The 15,573-nt window shown below is 69.8% G+C and carries 13 protein-coding genes; all 13 read left to right on the top strand.

Features of this window, described 5'->3' with window-relative positions:
• Positions 1 to 29: 29 nt before the first annotated feature.
• The 13 genes from ACLQ29_RS29955 to ACLQ29_RS30015 all read left to right on the top strand — a co-directional run bounded on the left by ACLQ29_RS29955 (position 30) and on the right by ACLQ29_RS30015 (position 15,561).
• Positions 30 to 1,016 (top strand): ABC transporter permease, encoded by a 987-nt coding sequence (locus ACLQ29_RS29955; RefSeq protein WP_425774765.1) that lies wholly within the window; start codon positions 30 to 32, stop codon positions 1,014 to 1,016.
• An 80-nt stretch (positions 1,017 to 1,096) separates the two neighbouring features.
• Positions 1,097 to 1,888 carry an ABC transporter permease gene (locus ACLQ29_RS29960; RefSeq protein ID WP_425774766.1) on the top strand — a complete coding sequence of 264 codons (792 nt, stop codon included), beginning with the start codon at positions 1,097 to 1,099 and terminating at the stop codon, positions 1,886 to 1,888.
• Entirely contained in the window at positions 1,885 to 3,930 is a 2,046-nt protein-coding gene (locus tag ACLQ29_RS29965; RefSeq protein WP_425774767.1) for a dipeptide ABC transporter ATP-binding protein, read from the top strand. Before ACLQ29_RS29960 ends, ACLQ29_RS29965 begins: the two co-directional genes overlap by 4 nt.
• A 28-nt stretch (positions 3,931 to 3,958) precedes the next feature.
• On the top strand, positions 3,959 to 5,659 hold the full coding sequence (locus tag ACLQ29_RS29970; RefSeq protein ID WP_425774768.1) for an ABC transporter family substrate-binding protein: 1,701 nt from the start codon (positions 3,959 to 3,961) through the stop codon (positions 5,657 to 5,659).
• A gap of 260 nt (positions 5,660 to 5,919) precedes the next feature.
• A complete protein-coding gene (gene sbnB, locus ACLQ29_RS29975) occupies positions 5,920 to 7,071 on the top strand; it encodes a 2,3-diaminopropionate biosynthesis protein SbnB (protein ID WP_425774769.1) in 1,152 nt (383 codons plus the stop codon).
• Positions 7,072 to 7,122: 51 nt separating this feature from the next.
• Positions 7,123 to 8,106 carry a 2,3-diaminopropionate biosynthesis protein SbnA gene (gene sbnA / locus ACLQ29_RS29980; protein WP_425774770.1) on the top strand — a complete coding sequence of 328 codons (984 nt, stop codon included), beginning with the start codon at positions 7,123 to 7,125 and terminating at the stop codon, positions 8,104 to 8,106.
• A gap of 19 nt (positions 8,107 to 8,125) precedes the next feature.
• Complete coding sequence (locus ACLQ29_RS29985; RefSeq protein WP_425774771.1) at positions 8,126 to 9,445, top strand: phenylacetate--CoA ligase family protein; 1,320 nt, start codon at positions 8,126 to 8,128, stop codon at positions 9,443 to 9,445.
• Positions 9,433 to 11,145 carry a prenyltransferase/squalene oxidase repeat-containing protein gene (locus ACLQ29_RS29990; RefSeq protein WP_425774772.1) on the top strand — a complete coding sequence of 571 codons (1,713 nt, stop codon included), beginning with the start codon at positions 9,433 to 9,435 and terminating at the stop codon, positions 11,143 to 11,145. Before ACLQ29_RS29985 ends, ACLQ29_RS29990 begins: the two co-directional genes overlap by 13 nt.
• Positions 11,146 to 11,152: 7 nt before the next feature.
• Complete coding sequence (locus tag ACLQ29_RS29995; protein WP_425774773.1) at positions 11,153 to 11,521, top strand: hypothetical protein; 369 nt, start codon at positions 11,153 to 11,155, stop codon at positions 11,519 to 11,521.
• On the top strand, positions 11,518 to 11,820 hold the full coding sequence (locus tag ACLQ29_RS30000) for a phosphopantetheine-binding protein (protein WP_425774774.1): 303 nt from the start codon (positions 11,518 to 11,520) through the stop codon (positions 11,818 to 11,820). Before ACLQ29_RS29995 ends, ACLQ29_RS30000 begins: the two co-directional genes overlap by 4 nt.
• Positions 11,820 to 12,764: a hypothetical protein gene (locus tag ACLQ29_RS30005; RefSeq protein WP_425774775.1), complete on the top strand. Its 945-nt coding sequence runs from the start codon at positions 11,820 to 11,822 to the stop codon at positions 12,762 to 12,764. The genes ACLQ29_RS30000 and ACLQ29_RS30005 overlap by 1 nt, the downstream gene beginning before the upstream one ends.
• Complete coding sequence (locus ACLQ29_RS30010; RefSeq protein WP_425774776.1) at positions 12,758 to 14,299, top strand: aromatic amino acid ammonia-lyase; 1,542 nt, start codon at positions 12,758 to 12,760, stop codon at positions 14,297 to 14,299. The genes ACLQ29_RS30005 and ACLQ29_RS30010 overlap by 7 nt, the downstream gene beginning before the upstream one ends.
• Before the next feature lie 44 nt (positions 14,300 to 14,343).
• Positions 14,344 to 15,561 carry a phenylacetate--CoA ligase family protein gene (locus tag ACLQ29_RS30015; protein ID WP_425774777.1) on the top strand — a complete coding sequence of 406 codons (1,218 nt, stop codon included), beginning with the start codon at positions 14,344 to 14,346 and terminating at the stop codon, positions 15,559 to 15,561.
• Positions 15,562 to 15,573: the final 12 nt, after the last annotated feature.

The raw sequence follows: 15,573 nt of genomic DNA on the forward strand, positions 1-15,573 counted from the left end.
GGCAGGTGCGGGGCGACGAGATGGTGAGCGTGCTCGGATCCGTCGCCAGGCGTCTGGCGCTGGTCCTGATCGCGGCCGGCTTCGGCTACCTGCTCGCCGCGAGCGCCCTGCACCCGCGGGCGGCGTACGACGCCATGCAGCCGAAGCCCCCGGAGTCGACGATCACCATGGCGCTCAACGAGGCAAACCTGAATCCGGCCGACCCGAAGCTGGTCCGGCTTGGACGGTGGGCGAAGGGAATCGTCACCGACTTCGACTTCGGCAGGACCATCGACGGTCAGTCGATCAACGCGGAGATCGGCCGACGCGTCTGGAGCAGCGTCCGGCTGCTGGTCGTCGCCTCGGTCATTGGGTCGGTCCTGGGCGTCCTGACCGGCGCGTACAGCGCGACACGGCACAACCGGTGGTCGGACAACGCCATCACTTTCGTCTCGATTGTCGTCCTTTCCGTACCGGTGTTCGTCCTGGCCGTCGCGATGAAGCAACCGGCGATCGCCTTCAATGACGCGGTCGGAACGCCGGTCCTCCTCCTGCAGGGAGAGTACGACGTGGGCGGGGGAGGCTGGGGCTGGGACGCGATCGTGGACCGGGCCCGGCACCTCGTGGTGCCGACCGTGTCGCTGGCACTCGGCATGGTCGCGCTCTTCAGCCGATACCAGCGCGCGACAATGCTCGACGTCCTCGACGGTGAGTTCCTGCGTACCGCCCGGGCGAAGGGGCTGCACCGTCGGCAGGCCCTGATCCGGCACGGCCTGCGCGTCGCCGTGATCCCGATGGTGACTCTCTTCTCATACCACTTCGCAGCCATGTTCGTCGGCACCATCTTCACGGAGAAGATCTTCGGCTGGCACGGCATGGGTGAGTTCTTCATCGACTCGGTCAACAAGAACGACATCAACTCGGTCGCCACGGTCGTTCTCTTCTCCGCGGTGCTTGTCCTAGCGGCCGGAGCCATCGCCGACCTCGCCCACGCCGTCCTCGACCCTCGGGTGCGCGGCGTCCGGTGGTCCAAATGACCGCGAGTCCGCCCGGTGTGACGAGACCGTCATCGCGGCGGCGCCTGGTCGTACGGCGCTTCTTGAGGCGCCGCAGGGCCGTGGTTGGCCTGTTCGCGCTCATCGTGTTGTTCGCGCTCGCGTTCCTCGTCCCGTTGATCGACCCGTGGGACCAACCTACCCGGGACTTCACGGCCTTCCTGGAATCTCCCTCCGCCCGCCACTGGTACGGCACGAGCCAGACCGGCGCGGACCTGTTCGCGCAGGTGCTGCGCGGGATGCAGAAGTCACTGGTCATCGGCCTGTTCGCCGCGGTGGTGGCGACCGGGCTCGCCGCGTCGGTCGGCGCGGCCGCCGGATACTTTGGCGGCTGGACCGACCGGCTGCTGATGTGGGGCGTCGACCTGCTGCTCGTGCTGCCGGCGTTCCTGGTCCTGGCCCTGCTCTCGCCGTCCCTGCGCGACCGCGGTTGGCTGCTGTTCGCCCTGCTGCTCGCCTTGTTCCAGTGGATGGTCACGGGACGGACCGTGCGGAACACGACTCGGTCGCTCCGGGAACGGGAGTATGTTCGGGCCGCCCGCTACCTGGGAGTCCCGTCGTACCGGATCATCCTCCGGCACATCGTGCCCGCCATGGCGCCCCTGCTGATCGCCGACGCAACCGTCAACCTCGGGAGCGCGATCGTGGGGGAGGCCGCCCTGTCGTACGTCGGGTTCGGGATCCAGCCGCCGGAAACCTCGCTCGGCACGCTGATCGCAGATGGCAGCTCGTCGTTCCTCACGACGCCCTGGCTCTTCCTGTTTCCCGCGCTGACGCTCGTCGCGATCGTCCTGTCGGCCACGTTGGTCGGCGACGGGCTGCGGGACGCCCTCGACCCTCAGTCGACACCGTGAGCGACGTCGTGCTCGAGGTTGACGGACTGTCGGTGACCTTCCCCAACGAGCACGGGGCCGTCGAGGTCGTCCGCGGGATCGGTTACGAGCTGCGCGCGGGCGAGGTTCTCGGCATCGTCGGCGAGTCGGGCAGCGGAAAGTCGGCCTCGGCCCTGGCGGTCATGGGTCTGCTGCCGAACCACGCCCGCGTCAGCGGGTCGGTGCGCTTTCGCGGTGCAGAGTTGTTGACGATGAGCGACAGGAGGGCCTCGGCGATCCGCGGCAGCCGCATCGGCATGATCTTCCAGGACCCCTTCTCCGCGCTGACTCCCGTGTACCGGATCGGTGACCAGATCGCCGAGGCGTTGCGGGTGCATCGCGACATCTCGAAACGGCGCGCCGCTGAGCGGGCCGTCGAGCTGCTGGACCTGGTCGGCGTCCCGGATCCGCGGCGGCGTGCCCTGGCATTCCCGCACGAGTTGTCCGGCGGCATGCTGCAGCGGGTGATGATCGCGATTGCTGTCGCGAACGATCCGGACGTGATCATCGCCGACGAGCCGACCACCGCGCTGGACGTGACGGCCCAGGCGCAGATCCTCGATGTGCTGCGGACCGCCCGCGAGGTCACCGGCGCGGCCGTCGTCGTCATCACCCACGACCTGGGGGTGGTCGCCGGGCTCGCCGACCGGGTCCAGGTGATGTACGCCGGCAAGCTCGTCGAGAGCGCCCCGGTCGAGGAGTTGTTCGAGCATCCCCGGATGCCCTACACGATCGGGCTCCTCGACTCGCTGCCGAGCCTGGACGACGACCGACGCCGGTCGTTGTCACCGATCGCCGGGACCCCGCCGCCGCCCGGCCGTCCCCCGCCGGGGTGCGCGTTCCGGCCACGATGCGCACTGGTGATCGACATCTGCGCGGAGCGGGTACCGGACCTGCGGCGGCCGTTGGGCGCCGGGCGATCACACCACGCGGCCTGCCACCGCAGCGACGAAACGGATCGCGACCGGCCGGCGGTGGCGGCTTCCGACGCCACCGGAGCCGCGCCGGAGCCGCGACGGAAGACACAGGTGCTCAGGGTCGACGGCCTCGTCAAGTGGCACGTACCGCGAACCGACGGCCTGTTCCGCCGGAGAAGTGCTGCGGTCCCCGCAGTCGACGGCATCAGCTTCGATGTTCGTGAAGGCGAGACGGTCGCCCTCGTCGGTGAGTCGGGCTGTGGCAAGACCACGACGCTGCTGGAGATTCTCGAGCTGCGCCGTCCACAACACGGCAGGATCGAGGTGTTCGGGCGCGACACAGCGAGCATGACCGGCGCGGAGCGGTTCACGCTGCGACGCGAGGTGCAGATCCTGTTCCAGGACCCGGTGGGATCCCTCGATCCGAGGATGCCAGTCGGCGACATCCTCGGCGAACCCCTGCTCACGCATGGCGTTTCCCGCGACGAGCGGCACCGCAGGGTACGCGAGGTGCTCGCCCTTGTCGGTCTCGCCTCGGACCATGTCGACCGGTATCCGCACGAGTTCTCGGGCGGTGAACGTCAGCGAATCGGTATCGCCCGGGCGCTCGCGTTGCGGCCCCGGCTCCTCGTGTTGGACGAGCCGGTCTCCGCCCTCGACGTGTCGATCCGCGCGGGCATCGTCAACCTGCTCGCGTCGCTGCGCGACGAGCTCGGGATGTCGTACCTTGTGGTCTCCCACGATTTGTCGATGGTCCGGCATCTCGCCGACCGGGTCGCCGTGATGTACCTGGGCCGGATCATGGAGATCGGTCCGGCCGCCGCGGTGTTCGTGGCACCCCGTCACCCATACACCCAGGCGTTGCTGTCGGCCATCCCGTTGCCCGATCCGCGCAGGGAACGCGCCCGCGAGCGTGTTCTGTTGCGCGGAGACCCGCCCGTCCCCGGCGGGCCGGCCAGCGGGTGCCGCTTCCGTACCCGCTGTCAGCTCTTCCCGGAGCTCGGCGACGACAAGCGCCGCCGCTGCCTGGCCGAGGATCCCTCGCCAGCCGGCTCCGACGACCATCACACCGCATGTCACTTTCCCGTACCGCTGCGGGTGCTGTAGCGACCTGCTGATGTCTCCTGGAGGAAAGTTGCAAAGACGAACCCTGCTCGCGGCCCTCGTGGCGGCGCCACTGGGGGCGGCCGTCGCGGCCTGCACCGGCTCCGGCGACAAGGCCAGCACCACCCAGCCGCCAGCGGCCGGCGTTCTCGACGTCACGCCGACGCCGCGCGAGCAAATCAAGGACGGTGGGGAGTTGGTGTGGCCCGTCGCCGACATCCCGGCCACCTTCAACTTCCTGCAGCTCGGCGGCACCCCCCGTGACAATTCCGACATCATCCTGGCGCTGCTGCCGTCGCTCTACCGCACCGACGCGGCCGGCACCTCTCTCTGGAATAGGGACTATCTGGCCGAGGAGCCCGTCGTCACGCCCGGTGCGAAACAGGTCGTCACCTACAAGCTCAGCGAGCTGGCGGCGTGGAACGACGGCACACCGATCACCTACGCCGACTTCGAGGCTCAGTGGAAGGCGCTCAACGGCGGCGACGAGGCGTACAAGGTCGCCAACCGAAACGGTTACCGGGACATCGCGAGCGTGGCCCGCGGGGCCAACGACCGCGAGGTGGTGGTGACCTACGCGCGGCCCTACACGGACTGGCAGGCGGTCTTCACCCCGCTGTACCCCCGATCCACCACGTCCGAGCCGCATACGTTCAACACCGCCTGGGTGGGGAAGATACCCGGACCGACCGCCGGGCCGTTCATGTTCGCGGCGCTCGACGAGACCGCGAGGACGGTGACCCTCAAGCGCGACCCCCGGTGGTGGGGTGATCAGGCGAAGCTCGAACGCATCAGCTACAAGGGCATCGAGGCGAGCGCGGCTGCCGACGCGGTCGACAACGGCGAGGCCGACTTTTTCGAGATCGCCGCCAACGTCAACCTGTACGGACGCGCCCGGCAGATGTCAGCGAAGGTGGACCTCAAGCGGGCGGGTGCGCCGTTCTACCGGCACGTGACGTTCAACGGCGCGAGGCCGCACCTGGCCGATGCCCGCGTCCGTCGGGCGCTCGCGCTCGCGATCAACCGGGAGACGATCGCGCAGGCGTTGCTGGGGCCGCTGAACTTTAGGCCCGAGGTGCTCGGCAACCGCATCTACATGCCGAATCACAGCCGGTACCAGGATAACTCCGGAACAACCGGTGCCTACCGGCCACAGGATGCCTCGGCCCTGCTCGAGGAGGCCGGCTGGACGCTCTCCGGCACCACCCGGACGAAGGACGGCATGCCCCTCGCCGTCGACTTCGTCATCTCGTCCGGCGTCGCGGAAAGCAAGACGGAAACCGATCTGATCAAGACGATGCTCGCGGACGTGGGCGTGCGGGTCACCATCCGCGCCGTCCCCGCAGGCGACTTCTTCAGCAAACACATCACACCGGGCAACTTCGACATGGCGGTGTTCGCGTGGGGCGGCCGGCCGTACCCGATAAGCATTAACGAGTCCATCTTCGCCAACCCGGTCCGGCGCAGCGACGGTCAGCTCGACGTCCGACAGAGCTACGCGCGGGTCGGTTCGGATGAGATCGACACCCTGTTCCGCAGCGCGAACTCCGAATTGGACCCGGCCGCGGCGGCAATTATCGCGAACCGGATCGACGGCAAGCTGTGGCAGCTCATGCCCAACCTGCCCCTGTACCAGCGGCCCGACCTCTGGGCGGTACGCAAGGGTCTCGTCAACTTCGGTGCCTTCGGTTACGCGAGCAGGGTCTACGAGAACATCGGCTGGCAGGCCTGAGTCGGGGTCACGCCACGACAGCAGTGCGTCGGGGTGCCGAAACGCGGCCGCGCCTGACATTCCGCGCCCACGGGCCCGCCGTACCCGGCGTACGGACGGTCGTGCCCGTGGGCGCGCGCGTTGGGCGGGTAGCCGCCCGCGACGACGAACGTCCGCAGGTCCGGCACATCTGACCCGTCCTCCCACTTCGGACGGCCCCGCTGTCTTGGGCGTCATCGGCGCGACAGCGAGACGCCAGCAGCCCTCGATAGAAATGCCCAGTGAAGGCTTCGGGCCATCAACAAGCACGTGAACTCGCTGAAGGAATGACGCGGTCGAAGACATTCGTGCAACGAGGGGGCAGATTCAGCGTGACAGGCATTGCGCCATCCACCCAAGAGGCAGACCATCCGACCTCGCCGGCCTTCTCCGTGATCACGGGGGCGCAGGTGCAACGGGTGCTGCGGGGCCGGGAACAGCAGCTCGTAGACCTGGTGGGACACGTGTACGGCCTCCATTCGCGAGGCGGCACGGTGAACCCGCCGTCGTACTTCCTGCGCTTTCCGGACCGGCCGGCGGCGCGCATCATCGCTCTTCCGGCCTCGGTCGGCGGGGAGGTGGGCACGGACGGCATCAAGTGGATCTCGAGTGTGCCGGCGAACATCGACCGGGGGCTGCCGCGGGCCTCGGCGGTCCTGGTGCTCAATGACCCCGCGACGGGATTCCCGTACGCCTGCCTTGAGGCCTCGGTGATCAGTGCAGCCCGGACCGCGGCGTCGGCGGCACTCGCTCTGCAGCGGCTCACCCGGGACCGGAAGCGGCCGCAGCGGCTCGGCTTCGTCGGCGGCGGCCTTATCGCCCGGTACGTCCACTCCTACTTGGCCGGATCCGGCTGGGAGTGGGACTCGGTCGGCATCTACGACCTGTCCTCGGAGTACGCGCATCGTTTCCGGGAATCGGTCCGCAAGACGGTGCAGGGAGAGGACGTGCGGGTCTACGACAGCCCGGAGGATCTGGTGCGCGCCAGCGACGCCGTCGTCTTCGCCACTGTGGCGGGCACGCCGCACGTCACCGATCCCGCCTGGTTCGACCACCACCCGGTGGTGCTGCACCTGTCGCTGCGTGACCTGTCACCGGAGGTCATTCTGTCCGCGGTGAACGTGGTCGACGACGTCGAGCACTGCCTCAAGGCCGAGACCTCGGTGCACCTGACCGAGCAGCGGCTCGGGCATCGCGACTTCCTGGCGGGAACGCTCGCCAGCGTCATGGCCGGCGATGTCGAGCTGCCCCGGAACCGTACCGTCGTCTTTTCGCCGTTCGGGCTCGGCGTCCTGGACATCGCGGTGGGCCGGTGGGTCCACGACCAGTTGGCCGAGGACGGCGATCTCACAGTCGTCGATGGCTTTTTCTCTGAACTGAGCCGCTATGCGTAGCGGTGGAACGGGATCGCGGCACGGTTCGGCCGACGGGGGCGCGTCGTGCCGGTGATCTCATCTCCTCAGGAGTTCAACGTCGACAACCTCTTCGTCGACCTGCGACCGGTCTTCGGCCACGACCTGTTCCTCAAGTGCGAGGGGTTCAACTTCGCCGGCTCCATCAAGCTGAAGGCGGCCGTCGAGATGGTCACGATCGCCGAGCGTACGGGCCGCCTACGGCCGGGCATGACGCTCGTCGAGTCGTCCTCGGGCAACCTGGGCGTCGCGCTGAGCGTCATCGCCGCCGACCGGGGATACCGATTCGTCTGCGTCACGGACGTCCGGTGCAACCCGGCCACTCATCAGCTGATGACCGCGCTCGGCGCGGACGTCCGGGTGGTGAGCGAGCCGGCCGGAGGCGAGGGCCTGCTCGGTGCCCGGATCCGCTACGTGCAGGAGCTCTGCGCGGCGAGCGACGACCACGTTTGGCTCAACCAGTACGTGAACCGTGCCAACTGGCAGGCGCACTACCGCACCACTGCGCCAGCCATCGCCGCCCAGTTCCCGGACCTTGACGTGCTCTTCGTCGGCGCGGGCACGACCGGCACGCTGATGGGCTGCGCCCGCTATTTCAAGGCCTACCATCCCGGCGTACGGGTGGTCGCCGTGGACAGTGTCGGCTCGGTCAACTTCGGCGGGTCGGCGGGCCGCCGGATGATCCCTGGCATCGGGACGAGCGTGCGACCGCCGATCCTCACCGACACCTTCGTCGACGAGGTCGTGCACGTCGATGAGCCGGACACGGTCCGTACCTGCCGGCGGTTGCTCGGGCAGGGTTTCCTCTTCGGCGGCTCGACCGGCACGGTGATCAACGGTGCCCTGTCGTGGCTCGACGACCGGCCGCTGCGCGCGGTGGCCATCGCGCCGGACCTGGGGGAGCGCTACCTCGACTCGGTGTACGACGACGCCTGGGTCCGCGAGACGTACGGCGACGTCCTGGACGATGCCGGGTCCGATCTCAGCCTGACCTCGCACGAGGCACTTCGTGTCTGAGCCGAAGGAGTTTCCGCGAATGTCCAGTTTCCACCGCCGCACCGTGGCCGCCCGCACCGCCGCAACCCAGGAGCGGAACACCCTCACCTCTGCCGGATTCACGCCGGAGGCCGTCGACCGCGTCCAGGCGGAAAAGCTCATCCGGTTGTGGGACCGGCTCGATGGATCACCCCGGTACCGCGAGCTGCCGCACGTGACTGCCCGGGACTTCGCCGCAGCCCCGGTCACCCCCAAGCAGGAGGTGAAGACGGAGCCGTTCGCGTTCGTCCGGGACGACGATATTCTCGCCCGCTACTACGAGACCTCCGGCTCCACCGGCTCGCCCACGCCCACACCGCGCGCGGTCGAGGATGGGGTGTGGAACACCGAGTCGGTCGCCACTGTCTGGGGCCGTACCCTGCGACCGGGCGACCGGGTGGCGTCGCTGCTGCCGTCCGACGTCGCGCCGGTCGGAGACCTGGTGGCCTCCGTCGCGGAGAGCCTGGACTGCACGTTCCTGCGTTGCTACCCCTTCGCCCAGGGCATGTGCGACTGGGACCGGCTGGAGGAACTGTTCGCCCGCTTCCGTCCGGAGCACGTGTTCGTCGCCCCCGGAGTGCTGATCCAGTGGACCCGGATGCTCAAGCAGCGCGGACGGCTCGACGCGGTCCGGGAGAGTGTACGGACAGCCCTGCTCCTCGGCGAGGTCAGCACCGCGCCGATGCGGGTGCGGCTCGGCGACCTGTGGAACTGCCGGGTCCTCGACGCCTCATATGGCAGCACGGAGACGGGCACGATCGGCGCGAGCTGCGAGCACGACCGCATGCACCTCCTGCTGCCGGCCCACATCGCCGAGCTGCGGGACGAGGATGGCGTGGTCCACCCCGGCGTGCCCGGAAACACCGGTGAGCTGGTGACGACGACGCTGAACAACTACGCCCGACCGTTGCTGCGGTACGCCACCGGCGACATCGCGAGCGTCACGCCGGGCGACGGGTGTCCCTGCGGTCTGGGCCTGCCGGTCCTCACGATTCACGGTCGTGCCTCCGACGCGGTGAGCGTCGGTGGCCGTCCGATCTCGGCGGAGAGCGTCGAGTCGGTCGTCTACACCGTGCCCGAGGTGACCGGCTACCTGATCCAGCTCCGCAGCGGCGAACAGCCGGCCGCGCGCCTGGTGCTGGAGCGTGACGTGGATTACACCGGTCCGGCGGAGCCGGTCGCCGAACGTGTGCGCAGCCGTTTCGCCGAGGCGGGAGTGGCCTGGACCAGCGTCGTGCTCGTCAACCAGCTCCCGGCAGTGACCAAGGCCGGCGCGAGCCAGAAGAACTGGAAGCGGACGAACGTCGAATGGCTGAGCTGATGAACGACGGACCGATCATCCGGACCGGGGACGGCGGGGCCCGCCAGGGCGGCGCAGATCTCTGGTGCACCTACGCGGCGGTGCGGACGCTGACCTGGCTCGGTCGCCGCCCCCGGAACGTCGACGCCTGTGTCACCGCCCTTATGAGCTGCCAGAACAACGACGGCGGATTCGCCTGGCAACGGGGGCTTCCGTCGGACATCTGGGCGACCTACTACTGCACCCAGGCGCTGCACGACCTCGGCGCCGCGGTGCCTCGCAGGGACGAGCTGACACACTGGCTGGCAACCCTGCAGCATCACACCGGCGGCTTCGCGATGATGCCGGGACAGAACCCCGACGTCTGGGCGACCTACTACGCCCTGCGGACGACCCGCGAGATCCTCGGCGTCGAACCGGGGGACCGGGAGACCCTGCGGACCTGGCTCGCCGGGCTGCAGCACGCCGACGGCGGACTGGGCTGGTATCCCGGCGCGACGGAGCCCGACGTCCGGGCCTGCTACTACGGGGCGATGGCCTGGCGGGCAGCCTTCGGCGCGACCGCCGCGCCGTGGACGTCGGAGCTCGTCTCCTGGATCAACAAGCGTCAGGCGCCGTCGGGCGGCTTTCGGTTCTTCGCCCGAAGCGCCGCCCCGTGCCTCTGGGCGACGTTCCGGGCGGTACGCGCCTTGGACGCGCTGGGTGTGCGGCCGGACCGGACGCAGGACTGCGTCGACTGGATCGCCACTCGGGCACGTCCAGAGGGGTACACCCGATGGGACGACTACCTCACGGCTGACGTGTGGGCCGCGTTCAGCGCGGTCGGCGCGCTGCAGACGCTCCGTGCTCCCGTGCCGTCCGCGGACTCGGTCGCCGGTTTCCTCGACAGGTGCGAGCTGCCCGAGGGCGGCTTCACGTACCGGGAGGTGGCGACGGCCGGCGACAGCCTGGCCACCGCCGCGGCGCTGTTGATCGAGTCGGCTCGGAACGGGGCGGACGCGGCCGGGGACAGCTATGCCGACTGGCTCGTGGGCGCACACCTCCCCTACGAGGGCGGCGTGATGTACATGCCGGGTCGGGGCGCAGAGGTCCGGTGCACGCTGTGGGCGGTCTCGGCGCTGCGCGCGGCGGGACGGAAGCTGCCGGAGGCGGAACGGATCGTGAACTGGTGCCGGCGCATCCAGAATTCCGACGGTGGCTTCGGCTACTGGGAGGGCCGGGGCTCCGACATGGTCGCCACCGCGTCGGCGGTGGAGGCCCTCACCGAGATCGGCTCCCCCGTCGAGGTGCTCGACACCGGGCAGTTGCGGGCGTTCGTCGCGTCCTGCGCGATGTCTCAGGGCTACCGGCACACGCCGGACGGCCCCGCCACGTGCGCGGCCACCGCGCAGGCCGCCCGCATCCTCGGCCTGCTGGGCGACTACGAGGCGGCCGCCCGGGCGGCGGGGCAACTGGACGGGTTCGCGTCGCGGCTCGGCGGCTACGCCTCCGGCCCGCGTGGCCTGCCCGACCTCGTCTCCACCTACCAGGCGGTACTCGCCCAGCAGGCGCTCGGCCGGCCGGTCGACAACGAGGGCCTGAGCCGGTTCCTCGCCAAGATCCGGACAGTGCCGGAGGGGTTCGCCTGGGGGCCGCTGAGCCGTCAATCCGGCGGGGTCCTGGCCACGGCTCTCGGTACGCGCCTCGCCGGCGAGGCGCCACTGCCCCGGCTCAACCTCTAGGAGCCCCGTGCCCACCATCATCGTCGAAAGCGGCGAACTTCCCGAGGCCGTACGCCGGACCTTCACCAAGGTGGTCAGCCGATGGCTCCGCGGTGAAGGCGTCAACCTCAACCATGTCATCACCATCTTCCAGGACCTCGAACCCGGAGCGGTGTTCAGCGGGCCCTTCCCGTTGGCGTCCAGCGGACCCTATGCCCTCGTCCGATGTCGGATCGATGAGCGGCGCCCGGAGAACTTCCGGCGCGGACTCTGTGCCCAGATCGTCGAGGCGCTCGACCAGGTCGTACCGCCAGGGCGGATCTTCGTCCAGTTCGAACAGGTCAGTCCAGAGCTGCACCTCACCGGTGCCGAAGTCCTACAGGAGACTCGATTGTGAACAACCCGACAGGAGCGGAAGCGAACGACGAGGTGCGTGCGGGGATCCGAGCCGTATTGGCGGATCTGGTGCAGGTGGAGCTCGACCCCTCGGCCGACGAGATCGGCCTGAGCACGCTGTACGGGCAGTACGACAGCCTGACCGTGCTCGACGCCGTCGGCGCGGTGGAGCAGCGCTTCGGGGTCTCGATCGACCTCGTCGACGACGACCTGCGCAGCACGTTCGCCAGCGTGGCGAGCATCGATGAACTGGTCCGCCGCAAGATCGCGGACCGGGCGGTCCTGGACGTGTCGTTCTGATGTCCCATCTTCTCGACGAGTTGCCGACGGAAGTCGAGTTCGCCACCTCCGGCACCACCGGTCCGCCGGTCACCTGGCGCCGCACGAGCCGGCAGTTGGTGGCCGAGGCCGAGATCCTCGCGGCCCTGGTGCGTGGCGACGGCGTGCGGGCGGTGGTGACGTACGCTCCGGAACGGCACCTCTACGGCTACCTGTTCCATCGCCTGGTGCCCCGGATGCTCGGCGTGCCGGTCATCCGGGCGGCGGTCACCGCGCCGCTGCTGGATCCGGCCGGTGGTCTCGTCGTGGCTGCGGTGCCCTCTGCCTGGTGGCAGATCGAACGGTCGCTGCCGTACCTTCGCGGCGCCGCTCCGATCACCATCGTCCACAGCACTGCCACCCTGCCGGACCGGGCGGGCGAGGTGCTGGCCAGCCTGTCCGGTTCCCGCCTGTGCGAGCTGCACGGATCCACCGAGACGGGTCTCGTCGGCTTCCGGGGAGCGCCCGGCGAGGAATGGACCCTGGCCGACGACGTGACGCTCGCGATGGACGCCGGGCGGCCCGGCTCCCAGGCGATGCGGGTGCGCAGCCCGCGGCTGGCGCGCCCCGCAGGGGCCGCCGTGCCTACCGAGCACGTCCTGGATGACGACGTGGTGATCACCGGCCCGCGTACCTACCGGCTCACGGGCCGTAGGCACCTGGTCAAGGTCGACGGCCACCGGTTGGACGTGGCCCGGGTGGAGCGTGACCTGCAGGCCCGCATCGGCGCGCGGGTGGCGTGCCGGGTCTTCCGCGACGATCTGCGCGGCGAGTGGTACGAGGTGCTGGTCAGCGGGGGAGAAGAGCTGCGCCGGGACGCGGTGCGGGCCTTGGCGCAGTTGTTGCCGGCGGCGCACCGACCGCGTGCGGTCCGCTCCTCGGTGTCGCCGGTGTCCTCGTCGGCCCGGAAGTTGGACGCATGCTGAGCGCCCCTGCCCGGGACGAGGTGTCCCTGCCCATGGCAGACGGTCTCGGTGACCTGGTCGCCGCAGGCCTGCGGGCGGAGCGACTCACGCTCACCGGCGAAGATCGTGAACGGATGGTGGGCAGCGTGTCCGACCTGGACAACTGGGTGGCCGCAGGCCACGACGTCTACGGCGTGACCCGCGGTTTCGGCCCGCTGGTGCGCTATCCCGCCGCCACCGACCGGCACGAGCAGGGGCTCAACCTCATCCACCACCTCTGTGTGGGTCAGGGACGGCCGCTGAGCCCGGCGGCCAGCCGGCTCCTGGTGTGGCTGCGCCTGCAGAGCATGCGGCTCGGCCACTCCGCCGTGCCGCCCGAGACGTGGGAGAGCATCGCGGACCTGGCCGGAGCCGGTCTGGTGCCGGTGGTGCCGAGCGAGGGAAGCGTCAGCGCGAGCGGCGACCTGGTTCCGCTGGCGCACGCCGCGCAGGCGTTCGCCGGACTGGGAACGGCCTGGTGGTCGGGGCGGCCCGTCCCGGCGGAGCGGGTGATCCGGCGAGTGGGTGGCCGGCGCGTCCACTGGTCCGGCCGGACGGCCCTGGCCTTCGTCAACGGGTGCGGCGCCTCGCTGGCGTTGACGATGCTCAACCACGTCGAGGCGGCCGGGCAGGCCCGGGCCGCCGCGGCGCTGACGGCAAGGCTCGTGGAGCTGCTCGGGTGCAGCCGGGAGCCGTACGCCGAGCCGGTTCACCGGGTACGGCCGCATCCGGGTCAACAGCAGGCGGCGCGCTGGATCGAGGAGGACCTGGTGTGCTCGCCGCCGCCGGACGAGTCCCGGCCGCTGCAGGAGCCGTACTCCCTGCGGTGTGCGCCGCAGGTGATCGGTGCGGTTCTGGACCAGTTGGCGCTGCAGGAGCAGCCGCTGCTGCGGGAGGCGACCGGATGCACCGACAATCCGGTCGTCGCGGACGGCGCGGTGTGGCACGCGGGCAACTTCCACGCGGCGCCCGGCGGCCTGGTCTCCGACGTGCTCTCGCTCTGCGTCCACCAGCTCGCGTACCTGGCCGAGCGGCAGCTCGCGCTGGTAGTGGATCCCGCCCACAACGGCGGGCGGAACCCGTTGCTGGCGACCGACCCGGGCCGCACCAGCGGCCTTGCTGGCGTGCAGATCGCCGCGTCCTCCATGGTCGCCAAGATCCGCCAGCTGGCCTATCCCGCGACCCTGACCGCGATACCGACCAACCTCGGCAATCAGGATCACGTGCCGATGGCGCTGAACGGGTCCGTCGCGGGTGCCGAGATCGTCCGCCTCGGGTGGCTGGTGCTGGGGTCACTCGGGCTGGCCGTCGTCCAGCTCGCTCGGTTGACTGGCACCGAACCGCAACCCGGGACCGAGTGGCACCCGCTGCACGAGCGCATCGCCCCCCTGGACACGGACCGGCCCCTCGCCTCCGAGGTCCGCGTTGCGGCGCGGATCACGCGGCGGTGCTGGGGAGGGGAGGCGCTGGGACTGGTGCAGGACGAGTTCGATCCCGACCGCGCGGACGCGGCATGAGAAGGCCGTCGACCGGACGGCCACCGACAGAGAGGGAAGACGAAGTGCAAACCGACCGCACGAGGATCGACGCCGCGGCGCTGCGCCGGATGTACGAGAACGTGTCGAGCCTGCCGGCCCTGCGCGAGAAGTACGCCGGCGAGCGGAACGACGGCGGCGAGCTGTCGATCGAGACGCTGCCGGTTCTCACCAAGGACGAGCTCGCCGGTGCCCTCGACGACATTGTGGCCGCCGCACGGAGCCGGTCCATCGGGGCGTACCTGTACGGCAGCGGCGGTACGACGTCGAAGCCGAAGCTGAGCGTCGTACCCACCGGTATGTTCGTCGCCGCCATCCGCCGCGAGTGGCAACCGCTGAGCCCGAACGACATGCTTGTCAACTTCTACAGCACCGGCCAGCTGTGGTCGTCGCACAACTTCTTCAACATGCTGGCGCATGAGTCGGGCGCGGTGGTTCTGCCGCTCGGTTCCGTGGAGGGCGACGAACTCGGCGAGTGGCTCGACGTCATGGAGCGGTTCGGCGTCACCGCGCTGAACGCCACCCCGAGTCAGATTGCACATCTGCTCGAGCACTGTGAAGCCACCGGCCGCAAGCCGCCGGCCATCGAGAAGTTGTTGTGGACCGGCGAGGCCTACGGTGACCGCGCAGCGGAACTGACCCGTTCGATGCTGCCGGGCGCGAAGATCTACGGCTGCTACGGCTCCACCGAGACGTGGGTGATCGGCGCCAACGGGCCCGACTGCGCCCTGAACGTGTTCCACGTGATGCCATACCAGCACGTGGAGTTGGTCGACGGCGTGGTGCTCGTCACCACCACCGACCCCGACTGCATCAACCCAATCCTGCGGTACCAGGTCGGCGACCGCGGCGAGTTCGTGCAGTGCCCGTGCGGGCGGAGCGAACCGGGGCTGCGGGTGCTCGGCCGGGCCGACACGCAGGTGAAGTTCATCAGCGTCCTGGTCGCACCGACCGAGCTCGCCAATATCGCGCGCCGGATCACCGGGGTGCGGGACGTCCAGCTCGCCTTCCTCGACCACGCCCACCCCAACGAAACGCTGCAGGTGCGGTTGTTGCTGCAGCCGGGCGCGGACGCGGCCGCGGTGACCGGCCTGGTGCGGCACGAACTGCTCACCGAGGTGTACCGACTGCGGGCGGTCGTCGACCGCGCGCCCCGCGCGCTGGAGGTCATAGCGGTGGACCGGCTCGCCGTCAACGCGCGGACGCGAAAGACGCCGCTGTACGTCAGCGAGATGCGGGGATAGGGCGATGGACCG

The organism is Micromonospora sp. DT228 (genome assembly GCF_049841595.1).
Taxonomy (GTDB): Bacteria; Actinomycetota; Actinomycetes; order Mycobacteriales; family Micromonosporaceae; genus Micromonospora.